The following is a 22048-nucleotide window of genomic DNA, read 5'->3' on the forward strand; positions in this document are numbered from 1 at the left end:
TTGCAGGCATAAAGGAGAGATGGTAAATGAAAATACAATATCCTACTTTAAAAACGCCTCTTACGATTGGCGTGACAGCACCCTCTAGTGGAGTCGAACAGCATCTTCATCTATTAATAACAGAAGCTGAAAAACAATTAATACAAAGAGGAATGAAAGTTATTATTGGAAATACTACCTGGACGCAGCTTAAAGGTAGAAGTACAACAAAAGAAAAGCGAGTCTCTGAACTTATGGACTATTTATTAGATGAGCGAATAGATGTCGTCATGCCACCGTGGGGAGGCAGTTTTCTAATGGAGTTATTACCTTTAATCGATTGGGACGAATTAAAAAAAGCGGGACCCAAATGGATATTAGGGTATTCAGATATTAGTACTTTATCTTTTGTATACACAACTATGACGGGGTACGCATCCGCACATGGGGTGAATTTTACTGAATTATCTGCACCTCAATGGGATGAACTTTCTTCTAAATGGATAGACGTAATTACATGTAAGACTGGTCATTCAATAACTCAAAGCTCTTCTCACTATTTTCAATCGAGCTGGGAGCAAGTTTATAAAAATCCTGCTACAGGATTTTATTTTGACAGTGAAACCGAATGGAAAGTTCTAAACCAAGAGCGTAGTAATCGTATGACAGGTAGGTTGATAGGTGGCTGTTTAAATACATTGCAAATTCTTATAGGTACGCCCTTCGATTACGTTCAATCATTTATTAACGAATATTGCTCTGAGGAAGGAACAATATGGTATTTAGAAAGTGTTGGTATGGATGCAGCAAAAATCTACCGAGCTTTGTGGCAATTAAAGTATAATGGTTGGTTCAATAAATGTAATGGTGTTCTAATCGGACGAGCAGGACTATATGAAAATCTAGGGGACTTTACATTGGTGGATGCATTAAGGGATATTTTTGACGAGATGGGAATACCAGTTTTCTATGAAGTAGATATTGGACATGTCCCCCCTCAATTAATTCTAGTGAATGGAGCAGTTGGGGAAGTAATAGTAGAAGAAGGAAGAGGTACGCTAAAAATGCAATTTTGTTAGGCAAACATATTAAAAGGGGACCTTGATGAGGTCCCCTTTCATTTAAGCATGGTCAGGAGATGAAAGGGTTCTTGGATTTTTCCTAATGAACAAGTAAATAAGCAATGCTGTAATTCCTTCTGCTACTGGGAAGGTCCACCAAATAGCCTGCGAGCCAAGTATCTTGGGTAGTATGATGAGAGTAGGGATAAATAAGATAATACTACGTAGTAACATAATTGTTGTAGCAATACGAATTTTTTCAATGGATTGAAAGAATTCTGCGAACACCATGTTGATCCCTAAAAATACATAGCCAATGGCAAAATGTACAAAGCCCTGTGCTGCCATACTGCGAATTTCAAATGAGCTATCTCCAAATAACGCCATTAATTGAGAAGGGAAAAGAAGAGCTATAAGAGCTGTTGTTAATCCTAAAATAAATGCGGTAGCTAAACCGATTTTCAATAAAGCAGTTAATCTTTCAAGTAATCTTGCCCCGTGGTGATAGCTTACTAATGGTTGTAGAGCCATACCGACTCCAAGGAAAATAGTCAGCAAGACAGTATGGATATAATTGACCATTGCATAGGCAGTAACGCCATTCGCACCTAAATAATGTAAAAATGTAACGTTATACAAAATAACGATAACTGCAACGGAAGCTTCAACAATAAAGCTAGGTAAACCTATAGCAAAAATTTTTTTCAAATCTGATAGATTTAAAAATGAAGTGACAAATTTTAATTCAGATTGAGGACGGAAAAAATGAAGACATAGCACAGACGTACCTATAATTGTAGCTATTGCTGTCGCTAAGGCACAGCCAGTCACGCCATAATCTAGTACGAAGATGAAAACATAATTTAAGAGTATATTCAAAGCCGATGTTGTAATTAAGCCCAGCATAGCCAATTTTGGGTTGCCGTCATTCCGAATAAAAATACTTAATAAATTTTCAATTGTGTAAAATATCCCAAAGAGCAAAATTACATGTAAATACTCCTGCACATACGGATACGTATCATCGCTCGCTCCGAATATATAAGAAATGTCCTTTAGATTTAACGCGAGAAATCCAATAATCGTTATCACAACCACTAGCATTGTAGAAAACGCCAATGTAAATAGTTGATGGGCACGTTGCTTATTGCCCTCTCCTAGAGAAATCGAGAAAAGAGTAGCTCCTCCCATGCCAATCCATAGAGAAATAGAAAGCAAAATAGAGAAAATAGGAACAGCTATATTAACTCCAGCTAAAGCTGTAGGTCCCACGCCATGACTAACGAAAATGCCATCTACCAATATATTGACGGACATTAAAAGCATCCCGATCATTGCAGGGAATAAGTATGATAAAAATAATGGTTTCAGTGGCTTTGTTTCAATTGGATTAATGGTTGTCATAACCATGCACCTCCAAAACCATCACTTTTTCCCCTTTATCATCTAGCTCACCATTAAATATAAAACCAAATTGTTTATACAGCTGGATAGCTACAGCGTTATTGTCATAAACACTTAAATATATCTGAAGACAGTTGAACTTTACTGTTAAATATTGAATAAGTTGCTGTAAAAAATGTTTTCCCAAACCTTGTCCTTGGTATTGTTCTGCAATTAGATAGCGATCAAGCCATACTCGTTGACTGTAATCATCATGAGGGAATAAGCCGTACATAGCGAAGCCTATAGCGGTGTTATCTTTATACAGACCTAAAGGCGTAAAGCGTCGATCCATTTCCGCCTCTGCTAAGCATTGTTCTGTAGATTCAATAAAATGTTGCTGATTGTCAGCGATGCGTAATGCTAAAATTTCTTTCTTGTTAAAAGCTGTAATGTCACGAATCTCCGTGAACATAATGTCAAAACCTTTCTATTTTTATTTTGAATAGGTACAATCTAAAGTATATAGTAACTATATAGTCAAGGGAGGAAACTCAAAAAATGCTTAATAAAAATGTAAAGTATTTTACAACTGGTGAATTTGCTAAATTATGTAAGGTGAATAAACAGACACTTATTTATTATGATCAAATTGGTTTATTATCTCCCATCATGAAAGATAGTAAGGATTATAGGTATTATTCACTTGCTCAATATGATTTTTTCGGTGTTATTGAATTATTAAAGGCAGTGGGGATGTCCTTAAAGGATATTCAGCATTATATGGCAGAGAAATCACCTGAAAATTTTTTAGAATTGATGCACCAACAAAAAGAGCATGTTGCGAAGAAGCGTAGAGAACTAGAAATGATTGAGAATATTATTGATGTCAAAATCAAAATGACAGAGGAAGCACTGTATCTAAATTTTAAGGATATCACGATTGAGTATTTTCCTGAAGATACATTATATTTGAGTAAAAATATTGAGAATTCTACAGAAGAGCAGTTTGTGAAGGCTGTATCTGACTTTATTGAGGAATTGGATCGCTCTCAATTAGATACGGGGTATCCCATTGGAGGGATAACAAGAAGAGAGCAAGTGTTAGCTGGGAATTACGATAACTATAGTTATTTGTATATTGAGCAGCCTCATCCAAGAGAAGGGCATCCTTATTTTAAGGCGATAGAGGGTGAATTTGTGATTGGTTATCATGTAGGCCCCTCCTCAAAACTTGGTGAGACATACACACGGCTATTTAATGTCATGCATGAAAAGGGTTATGAGCTAGGTCAGTATGTATACGAGGAATACATTTATGATGCCGTAATGAAAAATCGAGAAGAAGAGTATGTAACCAAAATTATGATGGAAGTAAAGAAAGTAAAATAATTCATTAAGACGTAATAGAAAAGAATGAATATAGCTGAGACATTTATCATATACGAAGGTTTAGATGGCAGTAAAATAATAGCATTTTGTCATTCTGTTTAAAGTTAGCCTAATCAGTAAATGATTTCCTGACGATAAATAAGAAGTATGACATCACATGAGCCTTATATGGAGGTTAGAGACAATGTGGATTGAGCGTTGGAATCATTTAGTAGAGCGATTGAAGCAGCAGGGAGCTTGTGTACATCCGATTGAAATGCGGCCAGTCGCTACCGAGCAAGAGTTACAGCAGGTTGAGGAAAGACTTGGTGTACAAATCCCTAATGGGTTTCGTCAACTGTTGCAAAATTGCTCAAAGCAAGTAAGTATTTATTGGTCATTACCAGATGAGGCGATACTTCCCACTGAATTGTTAGATACGCCTTCTGGTGAATTTGGCTGGAGCCTAAAAGCTCTAGACTTTCCTTACTTTGGAGAGAATGATGAATCGTATGAAAAGCAATATTTACAATTTTTTACGGCCGGTAATGGAGATGCCCTTCTCCTTAAGCTTGACGACGAAACGGTTTGGTATTGGAGCCATGAAGAAGATGAGCTTGATTTGCTTGCTGCCAACTTTCATTCGTACGTTGATAATATGACGGCTTTAGGCTGTATTGGCGTAGATTGCGGACAGCATCGTCAATTTTGTAGTGAAAATGGATTGGATATTGAATTGTATCGCTCACAATTATGGCTAACTTGGCTAGAACAATATTTAAGCTCTAATTTACAGCAGGCTCAATCCAGCTTAGCATCTTTACTTCATTATGTTTCCATGCATGGGGTGAAAAAAACAAGCGTGCAGGAGGCATTTTTGCATTTTGATGGAGTACAGGTGTATCAGGCTCTTCGACATAAGTTAGAGCGAGCTCAATCTCAATCAGAACAAAAGGCGTGGAGTGAAATTTTAGTCAAGATATGTCCGAGTGAGGCGGGAAATTGGGCGAGAGAACTTTGGCAAGGACAGAATGACGTACCTGACTGGCTGCGTGATTATGTAACAGTACATTGTTTGCCAGTTAATGAAGGACAATCTTTTATCTTAATGGATATCGAAAAAGATAGAATTGATGCCTATACTGCCCTATATCGTCTACGCCAATTTCACCATCCAAATATTATAGACTGGATGAGATCCTATGTCACGTTTCCTATTGATGGGTGGGATACACTTTTAGCTGAGTCACAACCAAGTGCAGAGACATTATACGAGTGGTTAAATGGCAACGAAGTAGAGAGGCTAACATCCATCCGAGCTGTTTGTCAGATGATGCAGCGGGGAATCACACCTACAACTATGATAGACGAAGAAAAATGGCGTCCTTTGCTGGCATATTGGGTTGAACATGAGGTGCTACGGAAAAATAAACAGCTGTTTAGCCAAGCGCTTAGTTGTTTGGAAAATTGGTTATTAAAATGCTATATGCGACTAAGGAGAGAGTAGATTGAACCATTTTACGATATTCGCTTCCAAAAATGATACAGATGATATTCAGGATAAACTATCCGATGTATTGGCAAAAAGCTTCATTATTGAAAAAGATGAAAACGAATATTTATTAAAATCAAGAGGTTTATTTAATAAATATAGATGTTCTATAAACATTTTAACTGAAGATACGCACCCTGATTATTTTGCAAAAAATATACCTGGGATGATGGGCTTTTACGATAAAATTCCATTTAAAGATGAACAGCTAAAAGAACGTATAATGATTCAAATATCAGTGCTCAATACTGTCGTTGCAATCGAAATGAACAAAGAGATGACAGAAGACCATATGCAGCAATTTATAAAATTACTAGCAAGCATAGGGGGGATTGGTTTCCTATCAGATGGTACTTTGCTGGATCAGAACGGTATGGTTATTGTTTATCCTAATGGAGAATCAGGTCCATCTGATTTTCAACCACATGCTTGTACAAGAAAGATACATGCACAAGAGGTCACATCAGCGCAGGGAGAGGCACGAAAAATTAGAACGATAGCCTTTTTAAAAGAGAAGAACATACCTTATGCGGCATCGCTTCCTCAGCTACCACCAGTAGAAAATCTTCAATTTAAAAGCCAAGAGGATATTGCAAGAAGAGCAGTTGCCCTGTTGATTGTTATTCAATTCGCTTGTGATGTAGCACAGAAGGGTGATATTGAGGAGTCTAGAGAGTTCTTTACCAATATGCTACACACATATGAGGTGCATGAATTTTTAACGGAGCATGAAAAATTCTTTCTTGAGGCTCAGCATCCTGGTGCTCAAGAAGCTGTCAATATATCATGGCAATATGAAGCCTATTGGACACTTATTTGGGCATTGGGACTTGTGGAAGAGCTAAATTTCCCTGACGATGTATGTGATTGTGAATATGCAATTCAAGTAGTTTCTCGTTGCGAGACATTTGAGCAATTTTATGGTCAAACGGTACTGCGCAGTAAGGAAGATATAGTGGATGAGGCGGATAAAATTTACAGATTACATTGGGCTTGTGTAGATAGCCGCATCAATGGACAAGAAGCTCCTTTAGCATTAAATGAAAGTGTTGTGATGGAAAGACGGAGAGGCTTATTTTGGATGATTGGATATCAAGACGAAGAATGGGATACTATATCGATGGATACTTAAAATAATAGCAAACTAGGAAATCTAGTTTGCTATTGTTTAATAAGAGAGATTATTTGATATAAGTTGGTTTATTCACCTGATCTATTAAAAGTATACCATCGTATTGGTCGCGCGGAACAAGACTTTCCTGTATCATTCCCCAACTATAGGATAAGCGTGGTTCAAACATCCATGAGTTGCCTCGTTCATTTTGTCGATTGCGTAAATCGATGAATGTGTAAGGTTTATTTGTTGAAGACAGAATATCTTCAATAGATCCTTTGACAGGAGGTAAAACAGGCATAGGTTCTCCCATATTATTAGCTGTCTCTCCACTAGTCATGTATAGACCTAATACATAGCTATATTTCTTATAGATATCAGGTAAACGTTCCCCCATTAATTTAACTGGGTAAGGAGATCCCATTACATCCGATTGTGCTTTACGAATATGATCGTTATGAGCCCATACAATAAACTTTTCTGTAGGGTACACCTCTTCAGCTAACCAAAGTAAGTTCTCCATCATCGCTTGATCTCGCCATTCCATAGTTTGCAAAAATGATTCTATATTATTTTGTTCAATGTCGATATTGGACTGAATTGTTAACTCTATATATTCGTCTGCTAGTCGAATACGATCTGCTAGAGTGCGATCCATTAGTTTTACAATATGAGGCTCTTTTGGATAAGCTGCCTGTAGCTCTTTTTCTTTGAATTGTATTTGTGATTTTACCTGTTTATATACATCAATTATAGTAGCTTTTACTTTTTGATAGCCCTTCAAATCTTTTCCCGAGCTCCATTCAGCAAGTTGCTTCTCAGCTTCATCGAATTGCTGAGCCAACTTAGGGTTTTGCAGCCAATCTCCGTTCGTAAATGCTCCTTGCTGTTGAATATCGAAGCCAGTAAGTACAAGAGGTTGCTCTGTTGCTTGAGTCGATTTTGCATAGTCAAACAGAGGCAAAGTTTCTTTTGTCCACCAAACGCCGAAAATGGCATCCTTCATTGTTTGTAGAGCTGCTTGTTTATCAATTTGTCCTTGAGCATTCATCACATTACCCATACCACTTTCAAAGGCAAGGACATTATAGCCCATATCTTGATGTAAAAATTGTATTAAACGTGTTTTCGCTAGATTGAATTGCGCCACTCCATGAGAGCTTTCCCCTAAAAAGACAATACGTTTATCATGTAATAAAGGTTTTAGCATCTCTAAATCGTCAAATTTGTTAGCGGGAATTTTTTGTCCGTCAAACGTTTCAGGCTGGATGGATGACAGGCTGTATGCATGGTCATTCGCCCATTTTTTCCAATCAAGTAATGTTTCATTAGAAGTCCTAGCTTGTTTGACGGCAGAATCGTTTTTAATAATCTGCTCATTTACAGGGACAGCAGCAGAGACATTTACTACTCCACTTACTGTCATTAAACTTGCCAGTGCAAAACTTAATAAAACCTTATGCTTCCTAGCTTTCCTCATTAATTATCAGCCCTTCACTTTATATTGATACTAATTATAGAAAGGCAAGTTTAAAGTTTAGGAAGAATTTGTTTAAAATTAGTTTAAATTTAGTATGTAAAAAAGAAAAACACCTCCAATTGATGGAGATGTTGGAATGCTATTTATAATGATACGTACTTGCTCTTACATGGTTACGTTGAATTTGGTTAAACCATGCACGATCCTTTTCTTCTTGTTTTAATGTCCCAACAATGGAGGAAGAGCAGCTCACGCAAATTTTAGCTTGCGTAATCTGTCCACATCGTTCGCATGGAGCCCCTAAATTAGGAAAAATGGAGTTCTTTAATTTACCTGCTTTTACCCATTTGTAAAGCAGCTCAGATGATACGCCTGTTAGAGCGACAACTTCTTCGTTTGTTAGGTAGCGATTATTTTTTCTTAATAAAAAATGATGTAGCTCTGAAAATATATCCTCTTCTCTCACATCAATTTTCTTTTGAAATAGCAACATAATTAATCATCTCCTCGTCCCATTAATTAATGATTTCATTAATTGTTATGGGTTGTTCGTCATATTTATAATTTTCCCAACGATTGCGTGCAAGCTTGCGATATTTTGGCGAAACATTTCGATCAGCGATTAAGCGTGAAAATCCTTTTTTTGCTTCAGGAATATCACCAAGTCGAAGGCTTAATTCAGCATGTAAAAACTGAATTCTCTCTCCACCTTCTTGATTAGAGGCAAAGGATTTACTATAAAAGTCTCTAGCTGCAAAAAGATAACGCTTTTCGGATTCTTCGTCCTTTTTTAATCGATAGAGCCAAGCAATTTTTAAAGCGAAATTCGCCATTAAAAGAGATTCTTCCATTGATGCACGGGATACTAAATAGGCGAGCTTAAAACTGATAATGGCATCATCAATTGTACGTTCCTGACAGATATCCATAGGTTTCTGGAGCTCTTTAATGTATAGTTCATCAATGAGTAGCATGAAAGGTCCATATGTCCGTGTCATAGATTTATGGTAGGCATAGCCACAATGTGGACATACGGCAACTTCATATAGCAAAGGGTTTAGGCCATCGTAAACAGGCATGAAATCCGTCTGTTCTTCGATAATTTTATATCGATTAGGGCGAACTTTATATGTTGTAAACTGCTTTTTGCAAAATTTACAATCCACACTACTTTCATAGTAGTAAATGTTAAATGCCATAAGAATCAACTCCTTTGCGTGCACTAAAATTTTATTTCTTTTGTTCTATTTATACGTCAGATTTTATCGTTCAATGTATTTAAGATATTATCTTTTATTTTAACAATTTTGTGTTCTTTGGTATACTCCTTTAGAATTATTAAATAAAAATATTCAAGGAATTTTTAGTTAAATATTATTATAAATACGCTTGTAATAGTTTTTATCGGTGGTGCAAAAGGAAGTTATATAGTTTGCTTAAAGTTTGTCAAAATACTTTCACATATTTCATGGGAGAAAAATTATAAATTGGTTCTAAATGACTATGAAGGAGGTTCTCAAAATGAAGTATAATATCGTGTTTTTTGATGTAGACGGCACATTGATTAATTACGAGGATGGCTGTGTGGAAGAAAGTACAAAACAAGCTATTCAGTTATTGCAAGAAAAAGGAATCCATCTTGTAGCGGCTACTGGAAGACCCTTATCTATGTGTTATGAGTTAAAAGCGCTGGGGATTGAAACCTTTATTACTGCAAATGGGGCCTATGTGAAACATAAGGATCTTGTCATACATAAAACTCCGATTGCCAAAGAAATTGTCCACAATGTACAGGCGTTTGCACAGGAACAGCAGCATAGCCTAACATTTTTTACAGAGCAGCTATCCATGAATAGCATACAAAGTCCAGTAGCTTTAAGAGCGATGCAAGAAACTTTATCTTTACGGGATTTTCCACATATAAATGAAAAAATTGTAGATGAAGAGGTTTTTCTCATGTGTCTATATGCGGATGAGCTGGCTGAAAAAAGATATACTAGCCAAGTTTCGAATATATTTTTACAGCGTTGGCATCCTTATATTGTGAATGTATTACAGCAGGATGTTTCGAAGTCTATAGCTATTAAAGCGGTGCTTGATCATTTCAATATTGACCCTAAGAATGCGATTGCCTTTGGGGATGGGGATAATGATATTGACATGTTGGAATATGTAGGAGTAGGAATTGCCATGGGAAATGGTAGTAAAGCTCTAAAAAGTGTTGCGAATTTTGTTACAAAGACATCTACGGATGGCGGTATCAATTTTGCTTTACGTCAGCTTCAAGTCATTTAGAGCGCTGAGGCTACACTATATATAGCAGGTAGATTTTAATAAATTTAGGTGGGATGATTTATGGCACATCACGTGCAGTCTCTAATTGAACATTACGGATACTTTGGAATTATCGTGATTCTAATTGGAGGTATTGTAGGGGTGCCACTTCCTGATGAGGTGTTTCTAACTTATGTAGGCTATAGTGTTTACCGAGAAAGTCTTGAACATATTCCTGCTTTAGTCAGTGCAATGATTGGTGCGGTTGGAGGCATTACCTTAAGCTACTATATTGGTTATCGTTTTGGCTTACCGTTATTGCAGAAATATGGGCCTAAAATTCATATTACAGAGCAAAAAATTGACTTTACGAAAAAGATGTTTACAAAAATAGGACCTACCCTATTATTAATTGGCTATTTTATCCCCGGGGTACGTCATTTGACAGCGTATATTGCGGCTATTAATAATTATCCTTATAGAAAGTTTGCGCTTTTTGCCTATACAGGGGCATTTATCTGGACGTTCACATTTATATCATTAGGAAAGATGCTTGGAGAGAAATGGCGATTTGTTGGATACTATCTGACTCATTATAGTATCTATCTTATCCTTTTATTTATTGTAGGGATGCTCATTGTTTACTTTCTATTCAAAAAAAGAAATGGACAAACATAAAAGTCGGTATACGCTATACCGACTTTTATGTTATGGCAAAATAGCAAATGAGCGCACAGGGAAGCCAGATGCTTTTTCTGGCTTAGGTACGATATTGAAGATGATAGCGCCTTTCGCAGGTAGCTTGTCCAAATTCGTCATTAGCTCAATTTGATAGGTGTCTTGGTCAAGTACAAAATATTCGCCATCTAGCTTGCCATTTTTACGAAAATCAGCAGCAGAGTCCGTATCGAAAGTTTCATGACCAATTGCGCTTACCTTGCGTTCTTTTAGTAAAAACTGTAAAGCTTCTAAACCCCAGCCAGGGATATGGTTATGTCCATCTGCATCCTTATTACTGAAAGCCTCTTTATCTGGCCAGCGCTTACTCCAATCTGTGCGTAATGCTACAAATGTTCCTGCTTCAATTTCTCCATGCTTGTCCTCAAAATCAAGAATATCTTCAACACTTAATGAAAAATCATGGTTGCTCGCAGCCTCTTGTGATTTATCAATAACAACAAGGGGAAGAACAAGCTCTTTTAGTTCTAATTCTTCTAAGTAGCGAGTATCTCGCACAAAATGAATGGGTGGGTCGATATGTGTGCCATATTGACCAGGGAACGTGAATTGTTGAGCGAAGAAACCGTCCTTATGAGAAAATAACGTTTCAAATTTAGCGTCCTCAAACATAAAAAAATGTGGTGAATTAGGGCCGAATGTATGTGTTAAGTCAACCCACTGTTTCGATTTTAATAATTGCAATGCTTGTAAAAGTTCATTAGACATCGATTTCCCTGCTTTCTGTAAAAATAGTTGTAAATAAAAAGGAGTCCCCTAATAGAAGAGGACTCCTGCTGCAACAACGGTAGTTCTTCTTCTCATCTTCAAGGCTGATCATTTTGCCAATTGGAATTAGCACCATACTGTTAGCTGGTTGCTGAGACTTCATCGGGCCAATCCCTCCGTCTCTCTTGATAAGAAAAGTAATATAAGAATTTTCAGAAATAACAATACAAACACTTTAGCATAGTTTTTTATAGTTTACAAGTTCACTAGGAATTTTCACCAATTCAAATTTAAGGTGACTCCACAACAATCATTATCAATAAGACGTATTCTAAAACTGTCTGGTGTATAGTTTGTTTCAAATTTCATCGTAATGCCTGTTGATGTGATTAATTTTTCAACCTCTGTTTTATTTGAAAGTTGAGCAGCATTCATTAAATCATGTGCGAATTGTTGGGAGCTATCTATTTTATCCGTAAGTAATTGGGCTTGCTGCATCATTGCCTTTATCCGTGATGCTGAAGCTTTTAATTTGTGTGTATCGACAGGTGGAAAAGGATTATTGGTCGGCATTGCTAGATGTTGCGAAAAGGGTCTAGTGGCAAAATGATTAGCGATAGGCGATGTTGGATAATGATAGGGATGCACAAAATACGGATAAGGATTGTAATACAAGGTCATTCCTCCTATCCTATAACTGATATCCTATCTTATGTAGCAAAACGGCTTTCGGTGTTATTAGCAGTGCAATGTTTGTCCTAATCATTTAAAAAGGAAGCTAAAGTAAGCTTCCTTTTAGCCAAGTACATTTAAGACATCATCAATTTTTTTACTATGTGATAAAATGCCATAATTCATCCATGTTAAAAAGTCTACTTCATAGACACAGTTGCTTTTAACGGCAGCTAGGTTTTTCCAAGTAGGAGTTTTTAAAATAGCACGTTCCTCATTTTCATAAATGGAATGTTGTTTATCAAAGGTAATAAATAAATGATCAGCATCTAATTGCAACAATTGAGCAAATTTCAGTTGTGCTTTACGTTGATTGTGCGGAATACTCCATACTAGTGAATGTGGCATTAAACCTAAGTCACGATATAAAATGGGGCCCGTATAGCCACATTTAGGACCCGCATATAGAGTAATGCCAATGGCTGAAATACGGAGAAATGCTACACTTTGCCCATAAACAGATTTGCTAAGAATTCCTTTTGCTTGTTGTACTTTATCTTCATATTGTAGGATTACGTCTTGCATCAAGGAGGTTTTTCCTGTTAGATCTGCAATTTTAAATAAAGTAGATTGCCAATTCTCTCCAGGGTGTGAAAGATGGCAGACGGGGGCTACTTCATCTAAGTGCTGAAAGGATTCCCAACGCTCTACACCAGAATCTAACATAATTAAAGTTGGCTTATAGTAAAAGAGTCGATCCATTTCTCTATTTTGTACATCGATATCTGGCACTTTCTGTAGACCTAAATAGTCTTGTTTCCCCCATTTTGAATGACTGAATTGAGCAATTGGCGTAATCCCAAGCGCAACAAAGAAATCTTCTAAGAATGGTGCAAATACACGTATATGGCTGCTTTGATTTCTTCGATATTGTCCTGGAGAGATGCCGACATGTTCCTTAAAGCGACGATTAAAATAATACTCATTATTAAATCCGACAGACTGGCTAATTTCAAATACTCGATCATTTGTTGTCATTAATAAATGCTTAGCTTTTTCAATACGAAGTTTAGTTAAATAGTGAAGAGGAATTTGTCCCGTAATATCTTTAAAAATGCGCGTATAATTCCATCTTGGTACGTCAGCTAGCTGTGCTAGCTGCTCAACCGTCCACTCTTTTTCAAAATGTTTTTGTAAATGGTTAACGGACTGCTCAACAGATTGGCGATCATTTTTTTTCATCTGCTTGGGTATGGTTTGATGTAAGAGTAATAACATCAGCTCTTGAAAGTGCACATGCTGTTCAAAAATCGTGTGTTCATCCTCCGCTAACCGGTTTTGATAGATGACTTCTAGCAGTCTATGACATTGTGAAAAGGGGAGAAGATGTCGTTCGCTGATACTTGTAAAATGACTATATGAATTTTGACTATTGCTGAGATTGACAATGTTGAATTGTAACTGATAAAAACAAAGGTGTTCACTTTGAATGTGGATACTAACCGTGTTATTTGGCGGAATCAATATGCACTTTTCTTCACTAAAATGAATGGTGTCATGATCTATGGCTAGCTTTCCGCTACCATTCATTACGATAAAAAGTGTATAGAAATCACTACTAATCAATAACTTTTTTGACGGTTGAATTGAATAAGAGATATTTTGTAACGTATAAACATGTGTTAAGTTACCCATTAATAATTCACCCCTTTTTTTGAATTGGCAGAACAACACAAAGAAAGCCCTCATTAAGAGCTTTCTTTGGAAAATTATTTGACGAACCATTTCTCTAAATCATCATACTTTAGCAAGTTGGCTGTGATTGCGCCAGATTGCCAATATGTGCGATCAGCAATATAAACATGCCCATTTTTTACAGCAGGGAGTGTTTTCCATAGTGTACTATCTAACCATTTAATGGCTTCTTGGTTTTCTTTAGAATCCCATGTTCCGTTTGAAGGGAAAAGGATGATATGATCCGCATCTAATTCCGTGATAGCCTCTTCTGATAAAACCTCGTGAAACTCTGTCATATCACGGGCTAATGGATGTGGTGTTAAGCCTGTCTCTGTGTAAATATAGCCAGAGTAGCGATTTTTAATACCAAATAACGCTAATGTATTATCTGCTACATTTAGTCGTACAACAGCAACTGTTTCGTCTTCGATTGATTCATCTAGTTTTGCTTTTAAATCGGAAACACGTTGCTCATATTGATCAACCATTTCTTTTGCTTTATCGGAAATATTTAAAACATCAGCTATTGTTTTCGCAATTTCACGTGGATCTTGTAGAATATCTTCTTTCAAGCGGTAAGTAGGCGCTACCTTTGAGTATTCATCATACTTTGCCTTGTCCGCGGCACCATCTACAATGATTAAATCAGGCTTGGCTTGTAATAATGTTTCCATGCTACCAGTAATGTCGAACTCAGGAACATCTAATCCTAAATAGTCCTGTTTTCCCCAAGATGGGTGATACCATTGCACAACGGGTTTTACATCCAAAGCAGTTAAATAGTCTTCCAAATAGATAGCAGCTACACGCTGTGGATTTGTAGGAATTTCTACTTTTCCAAACTCGTCTTCTACAATTCTTGTATCTTTAGATGATTGTTTTTCTGTAGCTGTATCCTCTTTTACTTCATTTGAGCCACAGGCACCTAATACGAATATAAGTGCAAAGAAAACTACAAATGAAAAATATCGACCTCTACGCATTTTATTCACTCCTATAGATTTACTAAAACAGTAAGGGTATTCCCTTAAATTAGAATGATAATCATTCTCGTTTGGTTCAAGTAAATTATAGGATACTACATATCAACAAACAATACACATTCTCTACTACTTTTTTATACAAAATGAAATTCAGAGAGTTATTGTTTTTTGTTATCGAAAAGTAACCATAAAAGTGTAACAATTGCTGCTAGCATAACCATCAGGAATCCGTATATAGGCGTATGTGCCAACGATTGGTGGCGAATAATAAAGCCTCCGATATATGAGCCTAAAAATATGCCAATATTGAAAGCAGAAATATTCAATGCTGAGGCCATTGAAATTGCTGATGGTATATATTTTTCAGATAGTAGAACAGCATATAGCTGCAATCCTGGGACATTCATAAACATGAACAATCCCATTGTCAGCACCATTATTAATCCCATAATAGGTGATTCAAGAGTAAAGCCAATGCCAAGCAATGCCAATGCAAGTCCAACAAAAATAATAAAGATGGAACGTAGCGGATTATGATTAGCAAAATGACCTCCAAGAGTATTACCGATAGCTACACAAATACCATAGACAACTAGAATAATGACGACTGTATGTGGGGAATACCCCATATATTGCTCTAAAATAGGTGAAACATATGTGTAGACAACAAAAGCACCGCCGTATCCAATTGCGGTAATGAATAGTATTAAGATCATTCGAATATTGCCTAATACTTTGCCAATATCACGAATAGAGATGGGATTGCCTTTCGATAATTGGCTAGGTACTAAAAATGCATTACTAATTAAACCGACAATTCCAATGACAACAATAAAAATGAATGACATACGCCAATCTGTTACTTGTCCAATAAATGTACCGAGTGGGACACCTGTTACAGTAGCTAATGTTAAGCCAGTAAACATAAAGGCGATAGCACTTGCTCGTTTATTTGGTTCCACTACATCTGCTGCTATAACAGAAGCGATGGACATAAACACACCATGTGCTAATGCTGAAATAATACGTCCGATTAATAGTAATGCGAAATTAGGAGCTAAAGCGACTGCTAGGTTACCCACTATAAAAATGGACATGACAAGCAATAATACGGTTTTTCGACTAAGGCGGGATGTTAAAGCTGTTAGTAAGGGAGCCCCAACAGTTACCCCTAGTGCATATATAGAAACGGTTAAGCCAGCTGTGCTAAGAGAAATACCAAAGTCATCTGTAATTAATGGTAAAAGTCCCACACTGATAAATTCAGTGGACCCTATACCAAATGCACTGATAGCAAGTGCTAGTAAGGTAAGTTTAGCATTTGGCTTTTTTGATTTTGACATTTTACTACTATCTCCTTTGATTTTTTTTATTATGTGTAGTAATATTCATACATACCAAAAAGATATGTAGAGTACTTTTAGTTACTTTTGGATATTACAGGAGGTTTACGATGCAAAAAGTTTATAATATTGGTGTTGAAGCTACACTAGAAGTTATTGGTGGTAAATGGAAACCAGTTATTCTTTGTCATTTAAACCACCATGGTAAAATTCGAACAAACGAATTTCGACGATTGATCCCAGGTATTTCACAAAAAATGCTCACAAACCAATTAAGGGAACTGGAGCAGGCTGGGTTAATCAATCGAAAGGTCTTCAATCAAGTACCACCAAAAGTTGAATATTCATTAACAGCCTATGGACAAGGAATGGAACCAATTCTGAACATGCTTTGTACGTGGGGTGAAAAACATGTTGAATTATTACAGGATAAAGGTGAAGATGTACTGTTAAAACAACGTGATGATGATATTGCCATGCAGCAAACATCATAATGAGGGGAGAAAGAGACTGTCATATACAAGACAGTCTCTTTCCTCTTTTTAATGCTTATAGAGCAAAGTCAAATTCATCTGGATTTGGTCCAACACGTTGTTCACGATTCATCTCATTGATTAATGCCATTTCTTCGTCTGTTAAAGTAAAGTCAAAGATATCAGCGTTTTGCATCATACGCTCTCTACGTACTGATTTTGGAATTGTAATCACTCCATTTTGTACATCCCAGCGTAAAATAACCTGAGCATTTGATTTTCCGTATTTTGTTGCGATTTTTGAAATTGTTTCATCTTCAAGAAGTCCACCTTGCATTAAAGGTGCCCATGCTTCAAGTTGAATTTGGTGCTTGTCACAGAATGAACGAAGCTCCACTTGTTGTAAGCGTGGGTGGAATTCCACTTGGTTCACAACAGGTTTAATATGAGCAAATGATAATAAGTTATCCAAGTGTGCCACAGTAAAGTTACATACACCGATTGCTTTGATCTTGCCTTGTTCATATAAGTCTTCAAGTGCTTTCCACGATTCAGCATATTTATCTTTACCAGGCCAATGAATTAGATAAAGGTCTAAATAATCTAATCCTAAATTTTTTAGGCTCTCTTCATAAGCTGCAATTGTTTCATCATAGCTTAAACCATCGTTCCATACTTTAGATGTGATAAATAAATCTTCACGACGTAAGCCAGTAGATGCTAGAGCTTGTTTAATACCTTCTCCTACACCTGCTTCATTGCCATAAATAGCAGCAGTATCGATGCTTCGATAGCCAACCTCGATAGCATTTTTAACCATTTCTGCAGTAGCGTCATTTTCTACTTGAAAAACCCCTAAACCCATACCAGGCATTTGTAGGCCATTATTTAAAGTGATTGTATCTTGTAAATGAGTAATCATTTTTAGTCCTCCATGTTTTGTGATTATTGGATTGCTTACTCATTATGCTGCTAATAAACTCTCAAAAAAAGTACGTACTTTTTTGTGTCATAGAAACGTAGAGGTAACTTTTGTGAGCTGGCAATGATTAGAGGAATAAAAATATTTACTGATGATGAACGATTAAATAAAAAAGTCACACCTGATGGGTCTTAACTACTAGTAAAAAATATCGAGTAGTCTACAAAAGGCTTTGGAGACAATTAAACAAATATTTTTCTTGCGGTAATAAAAGGAAATATACGTTCGGTAGAGAATTAAAGTAGTAATACTTTAAAAAGGGGATTTTGAAGATGAATCGTTTAAATTTAATTACATTAGGTGTTAAAGATATGGTGGAATCTCTAAATTTTTATCGAGAGGGACTGGGTTTTGAAGTGGTGGTATACGGAGAGGAGACGAATCCCGATGTCATGTTCTTTAATAATGGAGGAACAAAAATATCGTTATTTCCAATTGAACGTTTAGTCAAAGATATTAATGAATCTAATCCACCAGAAATTAGCCAAGGCTTTGGTGGAATCACGCTTGCCTATAATGGTAAATCAAAAGAAGAAGTAGATCGAGTCTTTGCATTAGCAAAAAAGGCGGGTGCAGAAATTATTAAGGAGCCCGTAACTGTATTTTGGGGTGGCTATAGTGGATATTTTCAAGATCCAAATGGCTACTATTGGGAAGTTGCCTATGGCGACATGTGGCAGTTTGATGAGAATGATATGCTGATTATTCAATAACTGTTCAAAAAGAGAGCAAACTAACGTTTCTAATTTGTTCTCTTTTTTATTAATCGTTAACAATAATACTTCCTCATTAAATCCACAAAGTTTTGAGCGGCTTTAGATAAATAATGATTCTTCAGCCATACGAGTCCTACTGAGGTGGATAATTCTGCTGATGGAATTTTGTATGCATGAAGTGGTAAATCTCCATATTGCTTTAAAATAGTTTCAGGTACGATAGAGGAGCTAAAGCCAGCAGCGATCAAGTTCATTAGCAGTGTCGTATCTGAGCATTCTCCAACAATGTGGGACTGCAACTGGAAGCGAGAAAATGCTTCTAATATCGAATAATGTACGCCTAAGCCTTCAGTGCTTGGTAAAAGGATTGGCCAATTTTGTATGTTAGCTAAAGATACATCGTGTTCTAAGAAGTCGAATTTTTTGGATTGTATAAAGTAAAATGGTTCAGTGTACATATGAAGAACAGAGAAATCATCTAATTCTAAAGGTAAGCGAATGATGGCAAGTTCTACAATACGGTCCCTTACTAATTTACATAGATAAGAAGATTCGTTTTGTTGAATTTTATAAGTCACCTTTGGATAATATTGTTGAAATTGTTGTAGTAATTGAGGTAGCTCAATTACTGAAAATGTATTAATGCCCAATGTCAATCGACCATGAAGGCCTAATCCAATATCCTTAACCTCTGCTTCTGCCTCTTCCATTAATTGTGCAACCTGCAACGCATATTTATATAATGTCTTTCCCGCTTCAGTTACTTCAAAATACTTGCCGCTCCTTTCTACCAACTTTGAACCGAGTTCTTCCTCCATCGTTTTTAAATGCTGACTTAATGGTGGTTGAGAAATATGTAACCTTTCAGCCGCAGCAGAAATCTTTTTTTCCTCCACAATTGCTATAAAATAGCGTAGTTGTCTTATATCCAAACATAAACACCCCTCTATTATAGGTAAAACCTAAGTAAATTATATTTCTCTAATATTTTTAATATAGTTAGGGCCATGTTAGCATATTTATCAAAGAAAAAAGAAGTAAAGTTTCTTTTTTCGAGCACCTAAATGTGAAGCGAGCAACGTCGATGAAAAAATAATTCAACTTAGGAGTATATGATTCTTGCATGCTTTGGGGCTTGCCTTGTAATACCGATTCCCTACACCTTTCTAAATGAATTTGAAGCAGTTGATAAAGTAGCAACGTATACTATAAAAGAGCAACTTTTATTAGTTGCTTTTTTCAATAAATCAACGTTTTTGAATTTCCTAAGAAAATAATTAACAGTTCCCCTATAATAACCATGTATGGAAATTATAAATTTCTAATTTTAGTTAAATGTATCAAGGAGGATGAACATTGATTCGTATATTGTACATAGAAGATGAAAAAGAAATCGGACAATGGGTAAGCAAGGAATTAACTGAACGAGGTTATGACGTGACATGGCTGGAATCAGGGGAGGGGCTTGAGCAACATATTAACTCAAAAGATCTTGCTATATTGGATGTGATGCTACCTGGATTGGACGGTTTCTCCATAGGTAAAAGAATTAAACGGGAAAATAAAGACCTGCCAATTCTAATGTTATCAGCACGAACAGCTGTTGAAGATAAAATTGAAGGGCTGCATTTTGCTGATGATTATCTAACAAAGCCATTTCACCCTGATGAGCTCGTAGCAAGACTGGAAGTATTATTAAGAAGATATCAAAAAAGTGATGATGTACTGACATTGCAGCACCTTAAAATTTATACGAAAGATATGCAAATAATCAATACGATTGATGAAGAAGAAATTCTTTTGACAGGAAAACAATTTTATTTATTACAGTATTTTATTCGTCATTTAAATCAAATTTTAACGAAGGAACAACTCTATGAGGGTGTTTGGGGTGAGAGCTATATAGAAGGTGATAAAACACTCATGGTGCATATTCGTTACTTAAGAGAAAAAATAGAAATCAATCCTGCAAAGCCTATGATTATTGAAACAATCCGAGGCATTGGCTATAGGGTGAAACAATGAAATTTTTTCGATCATTATTAGCGAAATATATGCTCATTATTATATTAGCCATATCTATTGTGCAAATCTCCTATCTGGGTGTTGCTATTTTCGTATTAGGCATTACAAAGACAGGGACAGGAGATTTTTCAAGTGGAGTACTTGTAGAAAGTGATATTGAAGAGCAATGGCATGCACAGGCTAAAAATATGACCAATGCAACAGATGATGCGATTACGCAGTTATTTCAAAAGTGGCAAGAGCAATTTCCTACGGCTTCTATGTTTTGGGTAAGTGAAGAGGGGAACTTACTGACTACATGGAATGTGAAGGATCAGTTACCAGCAAAGTGGACACCAGCCTATACAACTCAATTTATAAAAGAACGTTATGGAGATGATCCATTTACTGTTATTGCCTTCTTAGGTGATGATATATCAAATGGCTTTATTGTATTAGAGATTCCAAGGGTAGCATTTAATCCTCCACTTATAAAGGTCTATGATAACTATGGTAACTTTTTATTTTTTGGTGTTATTGCAGTTATTTTATTTTTTATTATAGTTTCGCTTTTATTTTTCAAGGGAATTCGAAAAAGACTCTTACATCTGCAAGAGGCGATGGAAATACGTGATGTAGATGGTCTACCTATTGAAATTCAGGTGAAAAAACGAGATGAGATTGGGCAATTGGAGCATAGTTTTAACAGAATGGTTTGTGAACTGCGAGACAGTAAACAACGTCAACAGAAGGAAGAACAGCTAAGACGTGAACTGATTGCTAATTTATCACATGATTTACGGACACCTTTAACGAAGGTAAGAGCTCAATCCTATACAATTAGCAAAGAAGCGTTATCTGAGGAAGGGAAGCAGGCATTAAAGGCTATGGACACATCCATAGTGAATATTGATGCTTTAATTGAAAATTTGATGTCCTACACACTGCTTATGGCAAGTAAATATAAATTTGAACCGAAAGACATCAATGTTATCCGATTTGTAAGGGAACATCTAACGACATGGTATCCAGTTTTCGAGCGAGAAGGTTTTACAATCGATATTGAGCTACAGTCATTTGAACCTGTTGAATGGCGTGTTGATCCATTATGGTTAGGGAGAGTATTTGATAATATTTTCCAAAACGTACTGCGCCACGCGAATAGTGGTAAATATATAAGTGTGAAAACCGAATCGACGGCGTGTTATACAGCATTTATTGTTGAGGATCATGGTCAAGGGATGAAAAATGAGTCGAATGCAAAGGGCGCCGGAATCGGCTTGTCAATTGTTGATGTCATGATAAAGGGCATGCATCTTGAATGGGATATCCATTCCGATCACTCTGGTACTAAAATTATCATAAAAAAATCTGCGAAGCTTGAGAAATAAATGCTTCGCAGATTTTTTTTATAATAGAAATGATTTTTTAAACAAAATTTAAACTTAGCCCATACCTTTTTTTAAACTTCCCTTTTT

At 36.3% G+C, this 22048-nt stretch carries 22 protein-coding genes and 1 riboswitch; of the genes, 10 read left to right on the forward strand and 12 right to left on the reverse strand.

Features of this window, described 5'->3' with window-relative positions; translation table 11 throughout:
• Positions 1-26 precede the first annotated feature (26 nt).
• Complete coding sequence (locus AAJG31_RS14965; protein ID WP_048394013.1) at positions 27-1058, forward strand: S66 peptidase family protein; 1032 nt, start codon at positions 27-29, stop codon at positions 1056-1058.
• A 42-nt stretch (positions 1059-1100) separates the two neighbouring features.
• Here AAJG31_RS14965 and AAJG31_RS14970 read toward each other — a convergent pair whose 3' ends face one another.
• Together AAJG31_RS14970 and AAJG31_RS14975 are read right to left on the reverse strand one after the other, a co-directional pair.
• On the reverse strand, positions 1101-2444 hold the full coding sequence (locus AAJG31_RS14970) for an MATE family efflux transporter (RefSeq protein ID WP_048394015.1): 1344 nt from the start codon (positions 2442-2444) through the stop codon (positions 1101-1103).
• Entirely contained in the window at positions 2431-2898 is a 468-nt protein-coding gene (locus AAJG31_RS14975; RefSeq protein WP_048394017.1) for a GNAT family N-acetyltransferase, read from the reverse strand. The genes AAJG31_RS14970 and AAJG31_RS14975 overlap by 14 nt, the downstream gene beginning before the upstream one ends.
• Positions 2899-2984: 86 nt before the next feature.
• Here AAJG31_RS14975 and AAJG31_RS14980 point away from each other — a divergent pair, with 86 nt between their 5' ends.
• From AAJG31_RS14980 to AAJG31_RS14990, 3 genes are all read left to right on the forward strand, one after another.
• Positions 2985-3815 carry a MerR family transcriptional regulator gene (locus AAJG31_RS14980; RefSeq protein WP_279493372.1) on the forward strand — a complete coding sequence of 277 codons (831 nt, stop codon included), beginning with the start codon at positions 2985-2987 and terminating at the stop codon, positions 3813-3815.
• A gap of 184 nt (positions 3816-3999) precedes the next feature.
• On the forward strand, positions 4000-5301 hold the full coding sequence (locus AAJG31_RS14985) for an SMI1/KNR4 family protein (protein WP_279493371.1): 1302 nt from the start codon (positions 4000-4002) through the stop codon (positions 5299-5301).
• Position 5302: 1 nt separating this feature from the next.
• Positions 5303-6478: a DUF4272 domain-containing protein gene (locus tag AAJG31_RS14990; protein WP_259419980.1), complete on the forward strand. Its 1176-nt coding sequence runs from the start codon at positions 5303-5305 to the stop codon at positions 6476-6478.
• 49 nt (positions 6479-6527) lie between these two features.
• On the opposite strand, the gene AAJG31_RS14995 is transcribed toward AAJG31_RS14990, so the two are convergent.
• The 3 genes from AAJG31_RS14995 to AAJG31_RS15005 form a co-directional block, all read right to left on the reverse strand.
• Positions 6528-7940 (reverse strand): erythromycin esterase family protein, encoded by a 1413-nt coding sequence (locus AAJG31_RS14995; protein WP_279493370.1) that lies wholly within the window; start codon positions 7938-7940, stop codon positions 6528-6530.
• 139 nt (positions 7941-8079) lie between these two features.
• A complete protein-coding gene (locus AAJG31_RS15000) occupies positions 8080-8433 on the reverse strand; it encodes a hypothetical protein (RefSeq protein WP_016993423.1) in 354 nt (117 codons plus the stop codon).
• Between the two features lie 22 nt (positions 8434-8455).
• Positions 8456-9139, reverse strand: a complete 684-nt coding sequence (locus AAJG31_RS15005; protein WP_016993422.1) for a DUF2225 domain-containing protein — start codon at positions 9137-9139, stop codon at positions 8456-8458.
• Between the two features lie 322 nt (positions 9140-9461).
• Here AAJG31_RS15005 and AAJG31_RS15010 point away from each other — a divergent pair, with 322 nt between their 5' ends.
• Together AAJG31_RS15010 and AAJG31_RS15015 are read left to right on the forward strand one after the other, a co-directional pair.
• The gene (locus tag AAJG31_RS15010) at positions 9462-10235 is read left to right on the forward strand and encodes a Cof-type HAD-IIB family hydrolase (protein ID WP_054549687.1); all 774 of its coding nucleotides are present in this window, start codon (positions 9462-9464) and stop codon (positions 10233-10235) included.
• A gap of 60 nt (positions 10236-10295) precedes the next feature.
• Positions 10296-10892: a DedA family protein gene (locus AAJG31_RS15015; protein ID WP_066037945.1), complete on the forward strand. Its 597-nt coding sequence runs from the start codon at positions 10296-10298 to the stop codon at positions 10890-10892.
• Between the two features lie 30 nt (positions 10893-10922).
• Here AAJG31_RS15015 and AAJG31_RS15020 read toward each other — a convergent pair whose 3' ends face one another.
• The 5 genes from AAJG31_RS15020 to AAJG31_RS15040 form a co-directional block, all read right to left on the reverse strand.
• Positions 10923-11660 (reverse strand): cyclase family protein, encoded by a 738-nt coding sequence (locus tag AAJG31_RS15020; RefSeq protein ID WP_048394025.1) that lies wholly within the window; start codon positions 11658-11660, stop codon positions 10923-10925.
• 89 nt (positions 11661-11749) lie between these two features.
• Positions 11750-11855: riboswitch (SAM riboswitch) on the reverse strand.
• A gap of 81 nt (positions 11856-11936) precedes the next feature.
• Positions 11937-12335 carry a hypothetical protein gene (locus AAJG31_RS15025; RefSeq protein WP_345803551.1) on the reverse strand — a complete coding sequence of 133 codons (399 nt, stop codon included), beginning with the start codon at positions 12333-12335 and terminating at the stop codon, positions 11937-11939.
• Positions 12336-12455: 120 nt separating this feature from the next.
• The gene (locus tag AAJG31_RS15030; protein WP_279493367.1) at positions 12456-14027 is read right to left on the reverse strand and encodes an AraC family transcriptional regulator; all 1572 of its coding nucleotides are present in this window, start codon (positions 14025-14027) and stop codon (positions 12456-12458) included.
• Positions 14028-14101: 74 nt separating this feature from the next.
• Positions 14102-15052: an ABC transporter substrate-binding protein gene (locus tag AAJG31_RS15035; protein ID WP_279493366.1), complete on the reverse strand. Its 951-nt coding sequence runs from the start codon at positions 15050-15052 to the stop codon at positions 14102-14104.
• 158 nt (positions 15053-15210) lie between these two features.
• On the reverse strand, positions 15211-16395 hold the full coding sequence (locus tag AAJG31_RS15040; protein ID WP_054549682.1) for an MFS transporter: 1185 nt from the start codon (positions 16393-16395) through the stop codon (positions 15211-15213).
• Positions 16396-16505: 110 nt separating this feature from the next.
• Between AAJG31_RS15040 and AAJG31_RS15045 the strand changes: the two genes are divergently transcribed.
• Positions 16506-16889 carry a helix-turn-helix domain-containing protein gene (locus AAJG31_RS15045; RefSeq protein ID WP_016992625.1) on the forward strand — a complete coding sequence of 128 codons (384 nt, stop codon included), beginning with the start codon at positions 16506-16508 and terminating at the stop codon, positions 16887-16889.
• Positions 16890-16944: 55 nt separating this feature from the next.
• On the opposite strand, the gene AAJG31_RS15050 is transcribed toward AAJG31_RS15045, so the two are convergent.
• Positions 16945-17790, reverse strand: a complete 846-nt coding sequence (locus AAJG31_RS15050) for an aldo/keto reductase (protein ID WP_112116828.1) — start codon at positions 17788-17790, stop codon at positions 16945-16947.
• Positions 17791-18122: 332 nt separating this feature from the next.
• Here AAJG31_RS15050 and AAJG31_RS15055 point away from each other — a divergent pair, with 332 nt between their 5' ends.
• Positions 18123-18563: a VOC family protein gene (locus AAJG31_RS15055; RefSeq protein WP_048394038.1), complete on the forward strand. Its 441-nt coding sequence runs from the start codon at positions 18123-18125 to the stop codon at positions 18561-18563.
• A 56-nt stretch (positions 18564-18619) separates the two neighbouring features.
• Here AAJG31_RS15055 and AAJG31_RS15060 read toward each other — a convergent pair whose 3' ends face one another.
• Positions 18620-19498, reverse strand: coding sequence for a LysR family transcriptional regulator (locus tag AAJG31_RS15060; RefSeq protein WP_279493365.1), 879 nt, complete (start codon positions 19496-19498; stop codon positions 18620-18622).
• A 424-nt stretch (positions 19499-19922) separates the two neighbouring features.
• Between AAJG31_RS15060 and AAJG31_RS15065 the strand changes: the two genes are divergently transcribed.
• Both AAJG31_RS15065 and AAJG31_RS15070 read left to right on the forward strand, forming a co-directional pair.
• Entirely contained in the window at positions 19923-20591 is a 669-nt protein-coding gene (locus AAJG31_RS15065; RefSeq protein WP_279493364.1) for a response regulator transcription factor, read from the forward strand.
• A complete protein-coding gene (locus AAJG31_RS15070) occupies positions 20588-21961 on the forward strand; it encodes a HAMP domain-containing sensor histidine kinase (RefSeq protein ID WP_279493363.1) in 1374 nt (457 codons plus the stop codon). Before AAJG31_RS15065 ends, AAJG31_RS15070 begins: the two co-directional genes overlap by 4 nt.
• The last annotated feature ends 87 nt before the right edge of the window (positions 21962-22048 follow it).

The sequence above is a fragment of the Lysinibacillus sp. BS3 genome, from assembly GCF_039614735.1.
GTDB lineage: Bacteria > Bacillota > Bacilli > Bacillales_A > Planococcaceae > Lysinibacillus > Lysinibacillus capsici.

Coding starts and splice junctions, on each gene's coding strand:
- AAJG31_RS15055 (WP_048394038.1), top strand. CDS start 18,123: ATGAATCGTTTAAATTTAATTACATTAGGTGTTAAAGATATGGTGGAA.
- AAJG31_RS15040 (WP_054549682.1), bottom strand. CDS start 16,395: ATGTCAAAATCAAAAAAGCCAAATGCTAAACTTACCTTACTAGCACTT.
- AAJG31_RS14985 (WP_279493371.1), top strand. CDS start 4,000: ATGTGGATTGAGCGTTGGAATCATTTAGTAGAGCGATTGAAGCAGCAG.
- AAJG31_RS15005 (WP_016993422.1), bottom strand. CDS start 9,139: ATGGCATTTAACATTTACTACTATGAAAGTAGTGTGGATTGTAAATTT.
- AAJG31_RS15000 (WP_016993423.1), bottom strand. CDS start 8,433: ATGTTGCTATTTCAAAAGAAAATTGATGTGAGAGAAGAGGATATATTT.
- AAJG31_RS14995 (WP_279493370.1), bottom strand. CDS start 7,940: ATGAGGAAAGCTAGGAAGCATAAGGTTTTATTAAGTTTTGCACTGGCA.
- AAJG31_RS14965 (WP_048394013.1), top strand. CDS start 27: ATGAAAATACAATATCCTACTTTAAAAACGCCTCTTACGATTGGCGTG.
- AAJG31_RS15070 (WP_279493363.1), top strand. CDS start 20,588: ATGAAATTTTTTCGATCATTATTAGCGAAATATATGCTCATTATTATA.
- AAJG31_RS15015 (WP_066037945.1), top strand. CDS start 10,296: ATGGCACATCACGTGCAGTCTCTAATTGAACATTACGGATACTTTGGA.
- AAJG31_RS15010 (WP_054549687.1), top strand. CDS start 9,462: ATGAAGTATAATATCGTGTTTTTTGATGTAGACGGCACATTGATTAAT.
- AAJG31_RS14980 (WP_279493372.1), top strand. CDS start 2,985: ATGCTTAATAAAAATGTAAAGTATTTTACAACTGGTGAATTTGCTAAA.
- AAJG31_RS14975 (WP_048394017.1), bottom strand. CDS start 2,898: ATGTTCACGGAGATTCGTGACATTACAGCTTTTAACAAGAAAGAAATT.
- AAJG31_RS15030 (WP_279493367.1), bottom strand. CDS start 14,027: ATGGGTAACTTAACACATGTTTATACGTTACAAAATATCTCTTATTCA.
- AAJG31_RS15020 (WP_048394025.1), bottom strand. CDS start 11,660: ATGTCTAATGAACTTTTACAAGCATTGCAATTATTAAAATCGAAACAG.
- AAJG31_RS15050 (WP_112116828.1), bottom strand. CDS start 17,790: ATGATTACTCATTTACAAGATACAATCACTTTAAATAATGGCCTACAA.
- AAJG31_RS15045 (WP_016992625.1), top strand. CDS start 16,506: ATGCAAAAAGTTTATAATATTGGTGTTGAAGCTACACTAGAAGTTATT.
- AAJG31_RS14970 (WP_048394015.1), bottom strand. CDS start 2,444: ATGACAACCATTAATCCAATTGAAACAAAGCCACTGAAACCATTATTT.
- AAJG31_RS15035 (WP_279493366.1), bottom strand. CDS start 15,052: ATGCGTAGAGGTCGATATTTTTCATTTGTAGTTTTCTTTGCACTTATA.